Source organism: Brevibacillus sp. M2.1A (genome assembly GCF_013284355.2).
Lineage (GTDB): Bacteria > Bacillota > Bacilli > Brevibacillales > Brevibacillaceae > Brevibacillus.
Genome location: NZ_JABSUY020000001.1, coordinates 506,500 through 522,906, shown reverse-complemented (window position 1 = coordinate 522,906; position 16,407 = coordinate 506,500). Strand labels below are relative to the sequence as shown.

Genomic DNA, 16,407 nt, shown 5'->3' with positions numbered 1-16,407 from the left:
TTAAAGTTTTTAGATGATGCAATTGACACTTGGATGAAGTTAAGTGACGAATAGGAAAAGATTGAATCAACTCATTCCGATATTCTTGCAGAAAAGCATCCTTTCAATAATGATTTTCGAGAAGTAGTTGCGGATATGTTGGAATAGAAATGCCCCACGTTCCACTAATACTTCAACGTAAATGGCAGAGATGTCGTTTTATATTTTTTGGTTACCAGGAGCTGTTTATATGGAAGCAGAAGGGAACTCTAATGGCTTAATTGTCTGGAAAAATCATAATACAGAAATCGGTAGTGCTGGCTCATCAGATGTAGGTGGGGCTATTTATGTTGCTACGGCAGACGATACTAAAAAACAGTGGGATGAATTCGTAAATGGATTTAAAACTCAAAGGTTTTTTATTAGCGAAGATGAAACCCTCTTAAAGAATCATGTTAGTCAAATTATTCATGATAATTTACATGCAATCAGCAAAGGCAAGAAATTTGTGAGAGCAAGAATTAACAATGAAGGCAAGGACTTTTCAAAGAACAAGGAACTTGCAGCGCCGCCAGAACACTTAGTAGGCACTGGTCGATTAAACCAGAGGGGAATACGTTATCTATATGTAGCGGATATTGCAAAAACTGCAGTTGCTGAACTCAGACCTTGGATCAATGCTGTAATAACAGTTGCTGACGTAAAGGCAAAAAGGAACTTAAAGGTCATTGATTTTGTACCGAAGGATACGGACAATGAAAGTAGCTTTAAGCGCATAATTGGTGAACTATTTTCCAGACCCGTCCGACCTGATATTTCTGACATTGAGTATTTGCCAACCCAATGTATTGCCGAGTTTGTGAAAAGGAATGGATATGATGGGGTAAGATATGCGAGTGCGGTCAATCCAGGTGGAATTAATTACTGTTTATTTGATCCAGATTGTGTGAGCGTAAAAATAAGCCACAAGGTATTAGTGACTACTATTAATGTAGAATCAAAGCAAATATAATGGTATTTGTCAAAACAACAGTAAGTATACTTGAAAATGCAAACGTTGAAATACATTTCTTCTCAAGGTAACATCCGACAAACTTGTTCCTTGGGAAGTTTTCATTGCATCTGACCCAATAATCTCTCGTCGGGTCTCCTTACGCTTACGGAATGTACTGCCTTCCACTTCTGCAGATTCATACCAATAAATTTGAAATAGAGACACCAATGGTTAGATTTGCTCTTCAAATGATGGTACAGTAGCAGAACTGGAGAGGAATACAATTGTTGACGATGTAAAAATGGGAATGAAACAACGTGCCAAACAGGGTAAGTGGAACGGTGGGAAGGTCTTAGAACAAACGCGATTAAGCCCCATTCCTCAAGTAGAGGATGGGGCATTGAAGTTATTGGTGTACTTTAGCCTATAGGCTAAGATACTCTTCTCCAGTTTCACATGAAGGAGTTGGAGCTGGGTTGTTGGTTCTTGTGGTGAATGTGTCAGTGAGTACGTTTTTGAGCGTTTCAAGATGTAGATTGCAGGCATTCGTGTAGACGTAAGTGAGCGTGGATTCGACCATTTGGTTGTAAGTCTTAATTCGTGCTACCAATCTCCTTCGTCAATAAGATACTCGTAGCGTTCGGAAGCATATTGATTGCTCATTACAAATCATCCCTTTTTGCTTATAAAGCGGCGCAGTCCCGCTTTTTTGGCATTTTTTCAATAGGGGAGTGGGAAGTAAAGTAATTCAACTATTAGAGAAGCAAGACATACAGGGTGAATTCCAAGAATATATGAAAGCAGAGAGTTGAACTAATACAACTCTACTTTAAATCTACTAAGTATTCGAATTGGCTAAATATGATTTTGTCTTTCTCTGTTGTAAATTGATTTACGATTCGATATGTGCGATTACTCTTTGTAGTACCAGTACTGTCGTTCTTGAATTTGATTTCTACAAATCCGGGTTCTTTACCTGTTAGTTGTGTAAGTACAAGCGTTTTCTTAAAGGTATACATACTTTTGTTAATTAAGAACATATCATGATTATTGATATACTTACCCAATGGGGTATTATTGTCTTCGGTTTCAGTTACTTCAGTAAAGGATGCATTAAAATCATCACGCCTCAGTAGTATTTCTTCTTGCTTAGAAGTAGTTCCAATTTTTATCGAAATTTCTTTTGGCATTTTATCTGGAACATGATCACTAAATTCAAATTCAACTTGTGGATTTTTGTCAGTATTAAATTTAATCTTGAATTTGGTATCAAGGTTATCATTCAAACCCAAAATCATAGTTGTTGGGAGAACGAGTAGCCAAACAGCAATAATTCCACCATGTAATGAATATTTCTTAAGTCCTTGAAACCATTTAAAAATCTCTTTAAACCAATTTTGCTTCCATTTTCTAATAGTAATTGTTAAAGCCAAAGCTATAATTATTGCAGTAATGATGCTAGTAATTAAAGGGTTTGAAAATACCAAGGGTACTATAAAAAGAAGGATAAAGTTTAAGAATAAGATCATAAAAAAGCTAGTATAGCTTATGTTCAAAAGCATACGATAATATTTATCTGACTTTTCAATGTATTTAGCACTTTCATTACTATCGTAATTCCCGTAATTATGGAGTTCGTGATAGCAGTAACATATCCCTACCCCCAAGATTAGAAGAGCATTTGCGAAGAGAGTTGATGAAAATACATGTCCTACTCCAATGGGAAATGAATCTATGTATATACCAGAGAATGAAGTTTTTATCCCTTCAACAATTTTTGGTAGAATATACCCAAATAAACCTATCCCAGTACCCACAAGTACCAAACGACTATTCCTATCAGACAATTGCATGATAATCATTCCTTTTGGGTTCTTTCTTAGTATAGTAATACGAGGTTATGGCAATATGGTTTCAAGATTTTCCATATTACGACAAGTATTATTGCGTGGTTCTCTTTCGTTGCTGTTTCTCTAAACTTGGTCAAGCGAATCATAAGTGATGGCGAAAAATCATAAAAGGGAATTAACCATGGCTAATATATTTTGATCCATATGTTGCATATCTCAGATAAACAAAAGGGAGAACGGCCTCTATGGCGTTCTCCCTTTTGCTCTGCGGGATGATAATATGTTTTTTTTTGAGCCCGATTCTACTCATATTTAACCTCCCTAATCTTCCATTTGTGCATAAGCCTCACGCAAGCTAATTGACTTATAATACTCCCTCTCTACTTCCTGCATCTTTTCCAATACGTATCTGTCTTCGGGTATGAACTCAAGGAAAATAGTCGTTATAGCATTCTCCCGTGCGGTATCACACAGGCAAATCTCCTCTATCCCGTAAACCGTATAACCACTGAAAATAAAGGAACAGACTAAGGATTAAGCTTTAGCCAATCCCAGGAAGAGGCATACAATTCCAACAACCTTTCCCATTTTCATAGTATGATTATATTGAGCTAAGATGGAACAGCAAAAAGGCGGGAGACAATGAACGAATTACAAAAAGAAGCGCTGAAAGAGATGAAAACGGCGATACATAAATGGTTTGACGAACAAGAGAATCGAAAGAACGCAGAGGAAGTGATCTTACGCACCAACCTGCAAGTAGGCATCTTTAACTTTGTCACGCTGGATTATCGGTCGGGCAGGACTAGGGTTGAAACTTCGAAATCTGTAGGGAGTGCCGCAGGCAAAAAGTCGATGAAAGCTTCACCCTTTACGCGGGAGCAGATATTGCATGAGGTTCAGCCCCTGCTGGTGGAAATCGTAAGGGAGAGGCTGGACAAGCTGGAAACGTCGCCGTTGATCAACTACCGTTTTACCTTCCAAGGAACCTTCGCAACGACGGACGGGCTTGTGGAATTAACGGTGCTGGAAACTGTCTATGAAGAGAAAAAGCGGCAGATTCTGGAGCGAATTCAGTCCTATATGGAGGAAAAACTGGAGAAGGGCTCTAACCCGACAAACAGGCTGGAAACCTTCTTTTTGGCGCGTCATCTGCTGGATCCGTATTTGTTCCCCGAACCGGAAGCCGCAAAGACGATAGCTTTATTTGACCGGATTCAGGAGTTGAATAAAGAACAGGTTGAGACTCTCGCGGAGCATCGAAGAGATATCATTAGGGCTTTGACCGACTGGGTCGAGAATGTATTTTTGCCGCGATACTATGATTTCACCCGTTCCGAATACAGGACCAATGAGTATGTAATCAAGTCAGATGCTGTTTTTGAGGACAAGGATGAGCCGAATCAGCCTATCGACCTTTTGTTGTACGGAGCGGTAATGATTATTCGTTACGAGCCGGACTTCAACAAAAACAAGGGTCAGACTTTTCTGGAGCTGGCGAAGCAGCTTGGCAGCGGTAAAGCCGCGCGTATGCTAAAGGATGGCAGCGATAGCTTCTCGCAAGAAGACGTTCATTTGCGCCATGAATTGGTCGAATGCAAGGCTAACGATGTTTTTTCCCTCTTCACAATCGTTATTCGCAAGGAAGAAGCCGGAGGGGGGAAGTCTCCTCCAATCCTGTCGTTACAGGCTCGACTAAAGTAGGACAAAGGAGAGAACATGGATTTTCAAGTGCTGCAATTAAAAATCGAGGCGGCTGCGAAGGCTGCATTCGAGCAAGTAAGAAACAAATATGCAGGACAAAGCTTTTGCGGTTACGCCTTGTATTCCGACTCGGATGCAATCACCGTATGTCCGGCGGTAAACTCAACCGATCACTTGAACAAAATGATTGCTGAAGACCCTGATGATGCGATTTATTATCGCTGGAGTCCAGGTGAATGGGATCATGAATTTGAAGGTGCTGAGTGCTTTAAATATATCCAATCAATTGTATAACGAAGTGATGAGTATGCAGTCGGCGGAAAGACACAGGGACTTTAAAGAGAAGGTTTATGAGTGTTGCGTGGCTGCACTTGAAGTACTGAAAAAGGAAGGTTTTTTCTCCGATATGAGCGAATCGGGAGTATTGGTCTTTACTGTATCGGATGACACAAATGCACTGGAATGTGATTGGATTGCCCGATTGAACCGAAATGAACTTGCTCAAGAATTTCAGAATTGGATTGGCAGTTGAGAATATCCAGTATGATTGGGGAGATATTATGTCCGTAATACATGCCTACCTTGCGAAGTCTTCCAATCCTTACTCCCATGAGCGTCTTGCTTCTGAGTTAAGCGACTATTTTGATTTTGAAAGAAAGAACGGACTGGAAATTGGAGTATCAGCAAATCCGTTTACGAGAGAGAAATACTTGATTCTCCGTTGGCCGGGATGGAATTTTACAGCTCATTTTGAAACTGGCCGTAGTGTAGCTGAAGATGTAAATTACATTGTGAGCGTCACCAAGGATTGTCCGCCTGAAATCAAAGACTGTGCAGAACGCATTCGTTTCGTATTCTCGCCTGATGAAGGACGGGAATTCACGAATCATATCATTTGGGCGATAGACTATTTGGCGGAAATACCAAGCGCAATCATTTTTGATGAAAGTCAAAAAACAATAGTGAGTTGCTGGTAAAGAGGCGAATACCTACAGCGGCTTCAAATCCCACAGGATAGGAGAGACGACAGTGCAACTTTCAGATTCTACCCATATCGAAATTACCTCGCTGTGTAAACAAGGCGATGATTTGGTGAAAGCAGGCAATCTTGAGGAGGGCAAGAATAAGTACGTCGCGGCCCTCCGATTACTCCCGGAAAATCATCGAGAATGGGAGGCCGCAACGTGGATATATGTGGCTATTGGGGATGTCCATTTTCAAATGAGAAATTACGATAAGGCATTCAAGTGTTTCTTTAACGCTGCACAGTGTCCGGAGGGGTTGGGGAATCCCTACATTCATCTTCGGTTAGGGCAATTGTATTACGAACAGGAAAACCTTGAAAAAGCGGCAGACGAGCTGACCCGGGCTTACATGGGTGCAGGGATTGCGATCTTTATGGAAGATGACCCAAAATACCTTGAGTTTTTGGAGACAAAAATAGAGATTTGAAGTTTCAGGATTAGAAAAACACTATTGATACAGGAAAGAGCACCAATTACCAGGCAGAAGTCCAAGCTGAGGGGACTCCTAGATATGAAAAAGCTGGCACTTATAATAGGCCAGCTTTTTCATGTCCTCGCTAAATTTCTCGCATGAGGCTGCTTTATTTTCTTTCTGACTCAGCTTGGTGTACTTGGCTAGTAGTAACTTGTGTCAGATCAGAGTGGGCAAAATCATCTGTGTGCGGCAATTGTACATCAAACTCATGGATCGGAGAAATTTCCAGATTCGCGTTGTCAAATTGCAGATTTAATACGTGTCCGCCACCTGTTTTATCCTCTGTGATGAAGTGGAGATGGAATCCGGGAACATTCAGGGCTGCTGCATAATTTGGCGTATAGAAGCCAATCAGGGTTCCCTTAACATTTTTAAATTCAAACTCGGATTGTTTTTTGGTTACTTCAGTCAGCTGCGGATAAGGTCTGGTTTGTTTTGGAACTGTTCTAGCCTTTACCATCTTAAAGGTACCGGTCAGCTTTACGGCATAAAAGACGTTCTTGTTTTCAAATTTCTCCTCAAGCATTTTTGTTAATTGATTGTAATCTTGCACATTGGTTAATGTAGTTTTTTCTTTCGGCTCGAAATGTGTAGTAACCGCAAATGGAGTTTTCACACTTTCTGGCAGCTCCGATAATTTTCCGGTGCTGTCGATCTGGTAGAATTTTGTACCCATCTGAATCATCTCTCCATCGAGATCATTGATGGTACCAAGCCCCATATCGCCTCGCAGCTTCAGGTCTTTCAAAGTCAAGTCCCCTTCAAACTGTCCAAGCATGAGTGCATTGATCGTTGAGTATTGAAACAGTACATTTTTTGGTGCCGGATTAGCGGCAACCGCAGGTTTGGATTCCTGCTTGGCAGGTGGTGCTGGTACAGTAGCCGTTGTAGCTGCAAAAGCAGTCAAAGACAGCCCGGCAACCAGAGCCAGAGATGTGATAGAAGTGATGATATTTTTTTTCATGTTTTTCACTCCACCTTTATATATAAAATTTGTTGCTAACGAAGTTTGTAGTTTTGCACATTATTCCTGATTTGTTGTGCGGTATCCAGGACAATTTTCACTTGTTCCATTAATTCATGCAAAGATTCTTGTTGTTTTTCAATATTGGACAGAGTATCGCTGGAATCTCTGGAGTTGGAATTGGCAATATTCGAAAGATCTTCAACCGATGCGCTCACTTCCTCGGAACCCGCTGCAACCTCTTCCGAAATGCTGCTGAGATTTTGTATTTCATCATTGATTTTAGCCATATCTTCAATGATATCGGAAAGCAGGGTTTCCACTTTGGAGCTTAGGGTCAATCCGTCTTCAACTTCCTGCTGCACCATCGTCAACGATTCCACAGATTTTCTGGTTTCTTTATTGATCTCCAAAATCAGATTGGTAATTTGTGTAGCAGAATCAGCGGATTGTACGGCAAGCTTTTTCACTTCTTCAGCAACAACGGCAAAACCTCTGCCATGTTCTCCCGCACGCGCTGCTTCTATGCTGGCGTTGAGAGACAAGAGATTGGTTTGATTGGCGATTTCATTAATGACAGTGGCAAAATTATCGATTTCCATTGTTTTTTGCATGAGTGTTTCCACGAGATTGGAAGAGTGCAAAACAGCGGAATTGATTGTCCTCATTTGATTCAGTGAATCTGAAACAATCGAAGTTCCTTCTTTTGCTCTCTGATGCGTTTGTTCCGTAATCTCCCCGATTTCTGAAGCTACTTCGGCAAAATTGCTCACAGCAAGCACGCTTTCTTGCATCGTCCGGGATATCTCCGAAATTCCCTGGGCCTGATCCATCGAACCCTTGGTAACCCGGCTGTTCATTTCAGCGATTTTTGAGGAGGCATTGGCAACCTCAGTCACTTCCGAATTTAACACGTCCGTAACTTGATTAAGATTTTGCGCATTTTTCAGCAGGTCTTCGATGAGTTGGTGCAATTGGAGGGCAAGAGAGTTGAAGGCTTGCGCCAAATCTCCCAACTCATCTCTGTTTTTCACAGTAATGTGGGTCTCTGCAAGGTTCCCTGCTGCCAATTGCTTGGATAAACGCGTCATTTGTTTTAACGGGTGTACAAAAATCCGGTTGATCACGTACAAAATGACAAGCGACAATAAAACGGAGATGATAATCATCCCAACTGTTTGTGTAATAATTGGCTTCTTCAGCTCGTCAAGTTCGCTGTCATAAAGCACGCCGGCGATTTTCCAGCCGGTTATCTTGTTCGTGGTAAAGACGATCCGGGAAGGTTTTCCGTCGATTTGAGATGACAGTACTCCCGATTGCTGCTCATAAAATGATTTGTAGCTGTCATCTTGGGGCACTTCTCCAGCAGCAATGGTTGGATGGGTAATAACCTTCTGACTCTCATCCAGGATAAACGCGAAACCTTGCGTCCCTACTTTTGCCGCATTAACGGTATCAGTCACATACTTTTTCAACGATAAATTTACTACGGCAACTCCATGGCCATCGTCCGTAGTTTTTGCTACCGATACGACAATATTTTTAGAGGCGGCTGATACATAGGGTTTGGAAATAATCACTTGACCCTTCTGTTCCATCGCTTTTGTGTACCATTCTCGCGTGCGAGCATCATACTCTTTTGATAATGGACTTTGCGGCTCCATCGCAAAGCGTCCATCTTCGGTGGCAATTCCAATCACTTCGGTATCATCGGTATGCACAGCTTTAAACTGCTTAAGGGTTGATTGCACCTGTTGATTTGACGCCAAATTCGTCTTTTCATCCTTTATCATGTCTTGATAAACGCTTTGAGGCAGTGATCTTGCTAGAACATCTGTGTCTTTCATGATGGGCACAACTACACGATCAATAATCGTGCTGAGGTTTTCGACCTGTTTATTAGCTGAATTGAGTAGTTGAACATCTAATGTTTGAGTAGCTGAACGATACGAGAAGTAGCCAATCAGAATACTTGGGACCAAAACTAAAATGAGAAAAACCGCAAATAATTTTTGGCCAATTTTCCACTGAAACCCTTTTTTAATGTCCACTCCAGCCATAATGAATTCTCTCCATCCAGATTTGTTTATTTATCTTTATATTTCAGTGTATCGGTATAAAAGTTTACAAAAATTAGACTTTTTTGTATGAAATTTGAATGAATTGTTACAATGTACCAAATTGGATGTCCTCACCGATCTTTTGGTGAGGGTCTAAGGTGTGGGAAGCTACCTTATGTAAAATTCTCATTTTCCTTTATCTCTTCTATGAGGAAGGAAGGCACAGACTTTACCCACCATTCATCAAGAGGTTCAATTTTTTTATTGAATCGTTCTCTTTCAAAGGGCGATAAATGGTTAATTTCAACTCGGGGGCATCGTACACCCGAAATGTCATATGCTCCATCGTCATCGTACCCGCAGTCGGATGATTGATCTGTTTTGTCCCGATGGGAGTACCCTGTATATCGTAACGCGGCCACCATTCTCTGAATTCAGGACTGAGTTCCATCAGTTCGCCGACGAGCTCTTTAAACCAGTCCTCCCCGACGAACGGTGTACTGGTAGAACGAAATTGCCCTAGAAGACGTTTGGCGTGGCTTTCCCAATCGCCCATAAGTTTTCGATAGTCGGTTGACGCGAAACATCGCCAAACTGCGTTACGTTCTTTCTTATTCATTTTTTCAAAATCCCCGAACACCAACTGTGCAGCTTTATTCCACATCAATATGTCCCACCGCTGATCCGTTGCATAAGCCGGACACATTTCGAAATCGTTCATGAAGTTTTGCATGATCTTTGTAATTCCTGCTTCAAATGAGGTTGTTTGTTCAACAGGCAGTTGCCCGTGGGCGAGCATAAACAAATGATTTCGCTCCTCAGTATCGAGCTTCATTACCGTCACAAGACTATCAAGCACCTGGGTCGACACTTGAATGTCTTTTCCCTGCTCCAGCCACGTATACCATGTAAGCCCGATCCCAGCAATCTGCGCTAATTCTTCTCTCCGTAAGCCTGGAACCTTCCTTCTTGGACCTTTGGACAAGCCAAATTGCTCTGGAGAAAGCCGGGAACGCCGCGATTTTAAAAACAACCCCAATTCTTTTCGTTTGTCCTTATCGCTGTTCATCTAATCCCTCCGCCTAATCCTGTTACTTTTAATACTATGATTAATAGGCTTCTATTTGTAGGTTTGTTCGTACTTTAATCTTACAACTGTAAGGTTTACGAATAAAGACAAGGAGCTGATCGTTCTGGAAGACTTAATCAGATCTGGTCCATCGAAAGGTCTGATCGCTCTTATGGTGATAACCTGCGGGTTTACCGTGGCAAACGTTTATTTAAACCAGACCTTACTAGTCGATATGGCGAAAACATTCGACTCAACCGTAGCAGAGATAGGAGGTGTGACGACTCTTACCCAGGTAGGCTATGCAATCGGGAACCTCCTGTTAGTGCCATTGGGAGACATGTTTGAAAGACGTCGAATGATTGTCTTCTTGTTGTTGGCGGTTTCATTGTCGCTATTATCGGCCGCACTATCTAGTTCTTTAACATGGTTAATCGTGAGTCATTTTGCGATAGGCATAACGACGATTATACCGCAGCTTGTCGTTCCATTAGCTGCCAGTATGGCAAATGATCGCAATCGGGGGAAGCTACTAGGGACAGTGGCGATCGGTCTTGTCTGCGGAATATTGGGGGCGAGGATAGTTAGCGGCATTGTTGATAGCATATGGGGCTGGAGAGTGATGTATTGGATTTCCTTTGGCTTCATGTTGTTGCTTACTCTCCTAATTCGGTTTCGGCTTCCCCAAAGCCAAGGTGAGACAGCATTACCATACCGCCAGTTGTTGCTTTCGTTGGGGCCTCTGTTCGTGAAGCAAAAAGCACTCCAGAGTGCCTGTTTGAGTCAAGGTATGGTGTTTGGATCGTTTAGTGTCTTTTTTACTACTATAGGATTCTTGCTTCAATCACCCCCGTACGAATACGGCAGTGCCATTGTTGGATTGGTGGGGTTGGTCGGAATCGGAGGGGCTGTCGCCACTCCATTGATTGGACTGATCATTGACAGGAAAGGGGCAGCACTCGCCAATAAAATTTGCATGCTTGCAGCTATGGCTTCGTTCCTGATCTCCGCGGTTGCAGCTTATTGGCTGCCGGGATTGATTGGCAGCGCATTGTTGCTAACGGTTTCCACACAAGCAAATCAGGTTGCCTGTCAAGCGAAAATATTCGAACTTTCTGCTGCTGCTAGAAGCAGATTGAACGGGTTGTATATGGTTTTCACCTTTATAGGGGGTGCAATTGGGTCCTATGTGGGAGTGTGGGCATGGAGCAACTGGCAGTGGTCCGGTGTTTGCGTGGTTGGATTGATCATGGTCTTTGTCGGAATGAGTACATCGGCGGGCATAAAAAATGTAAACGATACGAAAATTGGAAGGATGAAAAATAAAAATGCAAATTCATGATGATACCTATAATAAAGGAATGGAAATTTTGAAAAAAATAGATAGCGTGCATTACCAGAGCATTGTTGATAGTTTTAAAGACACAGTGGCCCCAGATTTGGGACAGCTCGCTGTAGAATTCAATTACGGCCAAATATTTTCCCGTCCAGGTCTGGACTTGAAATCTAGGCTTCTCGCTACAGTGGCAGGTCTGACGGCGATGGGAAATACGCAGCAGTTGAGGTTTTATATTAACGGAGCATTAAACCTTGGATGGACGGAAGAAGAGATTGTGGAGTGCATGATGCAAATGTTAATTTACGCTGGTTTTCCTGTAGCTTTAAATTCGATTCTGACCGTTGCTGCAGAAGTGTTTGCAGAACGAAAAACAAAATCAAATAAGGGGGGCTCCGAATGATTATTGACAGCCACTCACACGTTCATTCGTCGGTAGAATCTCACTTGAATATCATGGACGAATCGAACATCGATAAAACAGTTTTGTTCTCGACGCTTGTTCATCCGGAAAAAAGCGAGTCGTATTCTGAGTTTGTTGAAGAGATGGGAAAATTGTCAAACATATTGGCCAATCGGATAAATAGCTCAGAGGCACGTATAAAGGCAATGGACGAATTGATTCGGACGGTGCGGCAATATCCCGATCGCTTTATCGGTTTTGGAAGCGTACCGCTCGGTTTTTCCGAGACGGAAACGATGGAATGGGTGGAAACCAAAATCGTCAACAACGGGTTGAGAGGGTTTGGTGAATTTACGTTGGGGTCAGGCCAGATCGGATTGCTCGACCCCGTATTCAAGGCTGCGAACGAGTGGCGTGGCCTTCCGATTTGGGTTCATACGTTCGAACCATTAAAAATGGTAGATATTCGGGACCTTGCCTATCTTGTTCAAAAGAATCCGAATGTGCCAGTCATTTTCGGACATTTGGGTGGTTTGAACTGGTTGGATACAATCAACTTAACGAAGGACATAGACAATGCTTATTTGGATACCTCAGCGGTATATACGGTTTTTGCCTTGAGCCTTGCGATGAAAGAGCTTCCTGACAGAACGTTGTTTAGTTCGGACCATCCATACGGCGATCCTTACTTGGCAAAAATCGCAGTTCAACGTTGTGCACCGAGCAAAGAGGTCGAGAGAAGAGTGCTCGGTGAAACGATAGCGGAATTGCTTGAAATCTAATCTAAGTCCCTATTCATGGTGTACCGTATCGTCTCATTAGCAGGTTGATTGGTAATTATATCCACTACCCCAAAAACCCGCAATATTGTCATTCAAGGAGAATATTACTGGAAGACGGAAGAAAGGGGTTGGTTATGCCAGCCCCTCTTTCATTTCTTTTTCTCCAACTCCGCCTTTAATCTTGCATTCTCTTCCAACAGCTTTTGAACGTCCGGGACATCCTTGCCGGAAAACCAGCCATACAAATCGTCTCTTGCTGCATACTCCGGCAATTGATCACGAAGTACCATTTTAATGTGCCGTACATCTTTAACATAAAAGGTGGGAACTTGTTCCATGACCGATAGCTTAAACTCTTGAAACTTCTGATAGTATTCAATTGCTGTGAAGTCGTATGGCTTTTGTCTCAATGCTTCATCTGTGACAACAAAAGCAAATCTAGGTTTGCCTGCTTCTCCGGCATACTCATATTCCCAATGCGTATAACTCATGGATTCATTAGGAAGCGTTAAACCATAGAATCCTCCGAGAATCAGGATATATACATCCGACTCGTCGATCCATCTCTTCCTCATTTTCATTGGACTTTCCTTGAAAAACTGCTCGGTTCCGGCAGGGATATGACCGGCTTGAAGTACGGCTTCAACAGCGGTGTGTCTTTCCTCAATAAGATCGCCGCTGTTTTTGTTGAACTAGCGCTTTCCGTTACTCCAAAGGATTAGCTTTAAGTATTAGTTGTCACTAGCGAAGTTTGAGTTAAAAATCCCTTGGCTCCAGGATCGATAATATAGTTTTTTACAATGACGTAAAGGACCAATAACATACTGATTCCGACCAATAGTCGGTAACGTGATTTGGTGTTATGCAATGGATCGTAACCTTCTGTTTCAATTTTTGACAAGATGCTGTTCTTCCCGGGGTCAGCGCTCTTGTCAACTAAATGCAGAGGCTTAGGCTTCCAATGTCTTCAAAAAAACAGATACATGATCTTTAATGTAATGAATATGCCGATTATCAGCTTCCAGTTTGCTCAACATAATCCCGCCTTCAAGCGCGGCCATAAGAAAAGAGGCTGCGCCATCTTGATCGATGCTCGATTTGAATTCCCCATTCGTTATGCCCTCATGCAAGATGTTCTTGATAAATGATATAAAGTCTCGCATGTGATTCTGGGTTTTCTCGCGCAGCAATGGATGCCCATCATCGTACTCAATGGCCGCGTTCATCACGGGGCAGCCTCCCACAAATGGAGGAGAGTCAACCACATTGCTGTACAGTTCAAACATACTGATCAGTTTTTCCATAGCAGATTGCCGAGAACTGACAGCTGCTACAAATTGCTCGAATACAGTGTCGGCGGCATATTCAAAGGCTTCCATCGCAATTTCATCCTTATTGACGAAATGTTTATAGATGCCCCCTTTCTGAATTCCCGTAGCATTTATGATTTCGTTGAGAGAGACACCAGCATATCCTTGAAGGTTAAAAAGCTCGGCTGATTTGCAAATGATGTGTCTTCGGGTTTGCTCACCTTTTTTCATATCCTTCACCTCCAGTTTGCATCATTCACTGAAATGGGAGTGATGTTTCGCTGCTTCGATAATCGGAATCAATTTCGTATCGTTTTTTTTCTGAAGTTGGTAAGTAAAATGCTCGATCATTTTTTGATTAATCCCGAGTCGTGGATAGTCTTCGATGATCTGCTGGAGAAGATCCTTTGGAAAAAGATCGACCCGAAAACCTGCATCAACCATAACTCCTAAATGTACCAGAGCAATCTCTGGTTGGTTTTTTTCTGCTTCGACCGTGGCGTGCAGTTCGACCGCTTTTTGTACGATTTCCGCTTTTTCGATTGGATAACCATGTTGAACCAAGAAATGGCAAGCCGCCTCTCCGCCCTCGATTTCAAAAGTACGCTCTCTGTCTGCAAATGGTTCGGTCAAGCCCAAGTCATGCATGATGGCACCGAGATATAGCAATTCCATGTCAATGTTCAGATCATTCTTCTGAGCGATCATATATCCAAAAGCATATGTTCTCATCAAATGATTGAATAGTGTTTGGGTTGAAAGTTCTCGCACATAATGAGTGGCATCAACCGACAGCTTGCTTTCTGGAATAATAAACAGTGAAGTCATGTGTTACTCTCCTTTGTGTTAGAAAAATGTGTGCTTCTGTGCTAACGTAAAAAGATACCGATCGGTCTCTTTTTACGTTAGCACATCTCTATTTCGTTTTCAATAGTTGAGTTGCGTCGTCTAGTATCGCTGGCTTCCACAAATGCTTGCTTACGGAATCTAAGATCGAAAGCCCGGTCAATGTGGTAGAAGCTGCCGCTAGCATCAAAATTGCCGCCATACGCGTTAATTCTCGCTTATGTAATCATAATTTTCTTGTTGCAGCCAGCTATCATGCAACCATTTCTCAGTAACTCAAACTTCGCAGCTTGAAATAGGCAGATAAGCCTTGAGATAACTTGACAAGCCGGCAATCCATTGTTGAAGTTGACTTTGGATCAGTTTTGTAAGCTTCTTGATAGCCTTGGTTACTTCATTGATCAATTCAGAAGTTATTGCAAGGCTACCACCCAATCTAAGGCGCTAACTTCATCGTAAAGCAAATAAAACAACCCTCCGAGTGTACGGTGGTAGATGCTTTGTCGATGCAGCTATGCGAGCAGAATGTAAATCTGGAAAATACGATTGTCGTATGACTGACGAGCAGATTGTATGAAAGTCCTTGAAAGTCTTTGAAACACCCTCCCGGATTTGATCGGAAACAGTTTCATGAGGTGGTTCAATGCAGAAGCATTATATTGATATTGCAGTCATCAAAAATCTATTTGGTCTTACTGTTACATGCTATGCGGTGAGCCTTATCATAAGTAACGGCAAGTATTTACAAGCATTAACAAAGTAGTTGCTTTGAAATAAAGTTCGTAATGATTAGATCTATATATTTAACTGGGTGGGTATGTTTAAAGGTATTAACTTTGTTTAATAATATTGGCGGTGTTAGTAATCGCGGTTGGGCACGGCATCTCGTCCAAGCACTTATATAAATTAAAAGTGAATACTGATTGATGGAGGAATCGATATGACGCCCAACTCGGAAAGCAAAGAGTTAGTAATAACGCGTGAGATTCATGCGCCACGCGAACTTGTATTTCAAGTATGGACTGAAGCAGAGCACCTGAAGCACTGGTGGGGGCCGAAAGGGTTTGAAATAAGTGTAAAGCATCTCGATTTTCGTGAGGGCGGATTTTTCCACTACAGTATGCAAGCTCCTGATGGCAGTCAAATGTGGGGTAAATTTGTGTACCAGGAGATCAAGGCTCCCGAGAAGATTGTCTGGATCAACTGCTTTTCAGATGAGGCAGGAAACATTGTCAGGTCTCCATTCAGTGATTGGATCCCGCTCGAAATTCGCAATGAGGTAACAATGAGCGATAATAATGGTACAACCCAAATAACCCTTTGCAGCAGACCGATAAATGCTACTGAAGAAGAGCGCAACTTCTTTGAGGGGATGTTCGATTCCATGAAGCAGGGCTTCGGAGGAACTTTTGATCAGCTTGAACAATATTTGTCGGAGGAAAAAAACTAGCCAAAGCGTCCAATAGGATGTCTTTTTTGGTCCAAAGTTCCGTGAGCAGAAAAGTTATCTTTACACTTGCCGTTACCCGCTGTTTGAACATTAGTGGGTGCGGCGTTTTTATTGTCTGCACAGATTAATAATGATAATCGTTATCAATAATGCTAAAATA

At 42.1% G+C, this 16,407-nt stretch carries 15 protein-coding genes and 2 pseudogenes; 9 read left to right on the top strand and 8 right to left on the bottom strand.

All coding sequences use genetic code 11. From position 1 onward, the window contains the following. The first annotated feature begins 229 nt into the window (after nt 1–229). The gene (locus tag HP567_RS02315) at nt 230–991 is read left to right on the top strand and encodes an RES family NAD+ phosphorylase (protein ID WP_173611660.1); all 762 of its coding nucleotides are present in this window, start codon (nt 230–232) and stop codon (nt 989–991) included. A gap of 806 nt (nt 992–1,797) precedes the next feature. Here the strand turns inward: HP567_RS02315 and HP567_RS02310 are convergent. Next, complete coding sequence (locus HP567_RS02310) at nt 1,798–2,826, bottom strand: hypothetical protein (RefSeq protein ID WP_173611661.1); 1,029 nt, start codon at nt 2,824–2,826, stop codon at nt 1,798–1,800. A 639-nt stretch (nt 2,827–3,465) separates the two neighbouring features. Between HP567_RS02310 and HP567_RS02305 the strand changes: the two genes are divergently transcribed. From HP567_RS02305 to HP567_RS02285, 4 genes and pseudogenes are all read left to right on the top strand, one after another. After that, nucleotides 3,466–4,527, top strand: coding sequence for a DUF6138 family protein (locus tag HP567_RS02305; protein WP_229087863.1), 1,062 nt, complete (start codon nt 3,466–3,468; stop codon nt 4,525–4,527). A 15-nt stretch (nt 4,528–4,542) separates the two neighbouring features. Beyond that, nucleotides 4,543–5,059: pseudogene (locus HP567_RS29945) on the top strand (DUF4303 domain-containing protein). Nucleotides 5,060–5,087: 28 nt separating this feature from the next. Next, on the top strand, nt 5,088–5,504 hold the full coding sequence (locus HP567_RS02290) for a hypothetical protein (RefSeq protein WP_229087859.1): 417 nt from the start codon (nt 5,088–5,090) through the stop codon (nt 5,502–5,504). A gap of 52 nt (nt 5,505–5,556) precedes the next feature. Then, nucleotides 5,557–5,979 carry a tetratricopeptide repeat protein gene (locus HP567_RS02285; RefSeq protein ID WP_173611663.1) on the top strand — a complete coding sequence of 141 codons (423 nt, stop codon included), beginning with the start codon at nt 5,557–5,559 and terminating at the stop codon, nt 5,977–5,979. A gap of 154 nt (nt 5,980–6,133) precedes the next feature. On the opposite strand, the gene budA is transcribed toward HP567_RS02285, so the two are convergent. From budA to HP567_RS02270, 3 genes are all read right to left on the bottom strand, one after another. After that, nucleotides 6,134–6,991, bottom strand: coding sequence for an acetolactate decarboxylase (budA, locus tag HP567_RS02280; RefSeq protein WP_173611664.1), 858 nt, complete (start codon nt 6,989–6,991; stop codon nt 6,134–6,136). A 35-nt stretch (nt 6,992–7,026) separates the two neighbouring features. Beyond that, nucleotides 7,027–9,051, bottom strand: a complete 2,025-nt coding sequence (locus tag HP567_RS02275) for a methyl-accepting chemotaxis protein (protein WP_173611665.1) — start codon at nt 9,049–9,051, stop codon at nt 7,027–7,029. Between the two features lie 229 nt (nt 9,052–9,280). Then, the gene (locus HP567_RS02270) at nt 9,281–10,120 is read right to left on the bottom strand and encodes a helix-turn-helix transcriptional regulator (protein WP_173611666.1); all 840 of its coding nucleotides are present in this window, start codon (nt 10,118–10,120) and stop codon (nt 9,281–9,283) included. Between the two features lie 172 nt (nt 10,121–10,292). Here HP567_RS02270 and HP567_RS02265 point away from each other — a divergent pair, with 172 nt between their 5' ends. From HP567_RS02265 to HP567_RS02255, 3 genes are read left to right on the top strand one after another with little or no spacing between them, the layout of a single operon-like run. Next, nucleotides 10,293–11,462: an MFS transporter gene (locus tag HP567_RS02265; protein ID WP_229087858.1), complete on the top strand. Its 1,170-nt coding sequence runs from the start codon at nt 10,293–10,295 to the stop codon at nt 11,460–11,462. Next, nucleotides 11,449–11,859: a carboxymuconolactone decarboxylase family protein gene (locus tag HP567_RS02260; RefSeq protein WP_173606386.1), complete on the top strand. Its 411-nt coding sequence runs from the start codon at nt 11,449–11,451 to the stop codon at nt 11,857–11,859. The genes HP567_RS02265 and HP567_RS02260 overlap by 14 nt, the downstream gene beginning before the upstream one ends. Then, on the top strand, nt 11,856–12,641 hold the full coding sequence (locus tag HP567_RS02255; RefSeq protein ID WP_173611667.1) for an amidohydrolase family protein: 786 nt from the start codon (nt 11,856–11,858) through the stop codon (nt 12,639–12,641). Before HP567_RS02260 ends, HP567_RS02255 begins: the two co-directional genes overlap by 4 nt. A gap of 149 nt (nt 12,642–12,790) precedes the next feature. On the opposite strand, the gene HP567_RS02250 is transcribed toward HP567_RS02255, so the two are convergent. From HP567_RS02250 to HP567_RS30100, 4 genes and pseudogenes are all read right to left on the bottom strand, one after another. Beyond that, nucleotides 12,791–13,309 (bottom strand): DUF4062 domain-containing protein, encoded by a 519-nt coding sequence (locus HP567_RS02250; protein ID WP_173611796.1) that lies wholly within the window; start codon nt 13,307–13,309, stop codon nt 12,791–12,793. A gap of 282 nt (nt 13,310–13,591) precedes the next feature. Then, a complete protein-coding gene (locus HP567_RS02245; protein ID WP_173611668.1) occupies nt 13,592–14,182 on the bottom strand; it encodes a TetR/AcrR family transcriptional regulator in 591 nt (196 codons plus the stop codon). A 21-nt stretch (nt 14,183–14,203) separates the two neighbouring features. Beyond that, a complete protein-coding gene (locus HP567_RS02240) occupies nt 14,204–14,779 on the bottom strand; it encodes an HD domain-containing protein (protein WP_173611669.1) in 576 nt (191 codons plus the stop codon). 294 nt (nt 14,780–15,073) lie between these two features. Beyond that, a pseudogene (locus HP567_RS30100) lies at nt 15,074–15,392 on the bottom strand (IS4 family transposase); the annotation flags it as partial. 345 nt (nt 15,393–15,737) lie between these two features. Between HP567_RS30100 and HP567_RS02230 the strand changes: the two are divergent. Continuing rightward, nucleotides 15,738–16,247: an SRPBCC family protein gene (locus HP567_RS02230; RefSeq protein WP_173611670.1), complete on the top strand. Its 510-nt coding sequence runs from the start codon at nt 15,738–15,740 to the stop codon at nt 16,245–16,247. The last annotated feature ends 160 nt before the right edge of the window (nt 16,248–16,407 follow it).

What these genes read in the sequence shown, in the direction of transcription:
- HP567_RS02315 (WP_173611660.1), top strand. Translation starts at nt 230, where the DNA reads ATGGAAGCAGAAGGGAACTCTAATGGCTTAATTGTCTGGAAAAATCAT.
- HP567_RS02310 (WP_173611661.1), bottom strand. Translation starts at nt 2,826, where the DNA reads ATGCAATTGTCTGATAGGAATAGTCGTTTGGTACTTGTGGGTACTGGG.
- HP567_RS02305 (WP_229087863.1), top strand. Translation starts at nt 3,466, where the DNA reads ATGAACGAATTACAAAAAGAAGCGCTGAAAGAGATGAAAACGGCGATA.
- HP567_RS02290 (WP_229087859.1), top strand. Translation starts at nt 5,088, where the DNA reads ATGTCCGTAATACATGCCTACCTTGCGAAGTCTTCCAATCCTTACTCC.
- budA (WP_173611664.1), bottom strand. Translation starts at nt 6,991, where the DNA reads ATGAAAAAAAATATCATCACTTCTATCACATCTCTGGCTCTGGTTGCC.
- HP567_RS02275 (WP_173611665.1), bottom strand. Translation starts at nt 9,051, where the DNA reads ATGGCTGGAGTGGACATTAAAAAAGGGTTTCAGTGGAAAATTGGCCAA.
- HP567_RS02270 (WP_173611666.1), bottom strand. Translation starts at nt 10,120, where the DNA reads ATGAACAGCGATAAGGACAAACGAAAAGAATTGGGGTTGTTTTTAAAA.
- HP567_RS02265 (WP_229087858.1), top strand. Translation starts at nt 10,293, where the DNA reads ATGGTGATAACCTGCGGGTTTACCGTGGCAAACGTTTATTTAAACCAG.
- HP567_RS02260 (WP_173606386.1), top strand. Translation starts at nt 11,449, where the DNA reads ATGCAAATTCATGATGATACCTATAATAAAGGAATGGAAATTTTGAAA.
- HP567_RS02255 (WP_173611667.1), top strand. Translation starts at nt 11,856, where the DNA reads ATGATTATTGACAGCCACTCACACGTTCATTCGTCGGTAGAATCTCAC.
- HP567_RS02245 (WP_173611668.1), bottom strand. Translation starts at nt 14,182, where the DNA reads ATGAAAAAAGGTGAGCAAACCCGAAGACACATCATTTGCAAATCAGCC.
- HP567_RS02240 (WP_173611669.1), bottom strand. Translation starts at nt 14,779, where the DNA reads ATGACTTCACTGTTTATTATTCCAGAAAGCAAGCTGTCGGTTGATGCC.
- HP567_RS02230 (WP_173611670.1), top strand. Translation starts at nt 15,738, where the DNA reads ATGACGCCCAACTCGGAAAGCAAAGAGTTAGTAATAACGCGTGAGATT.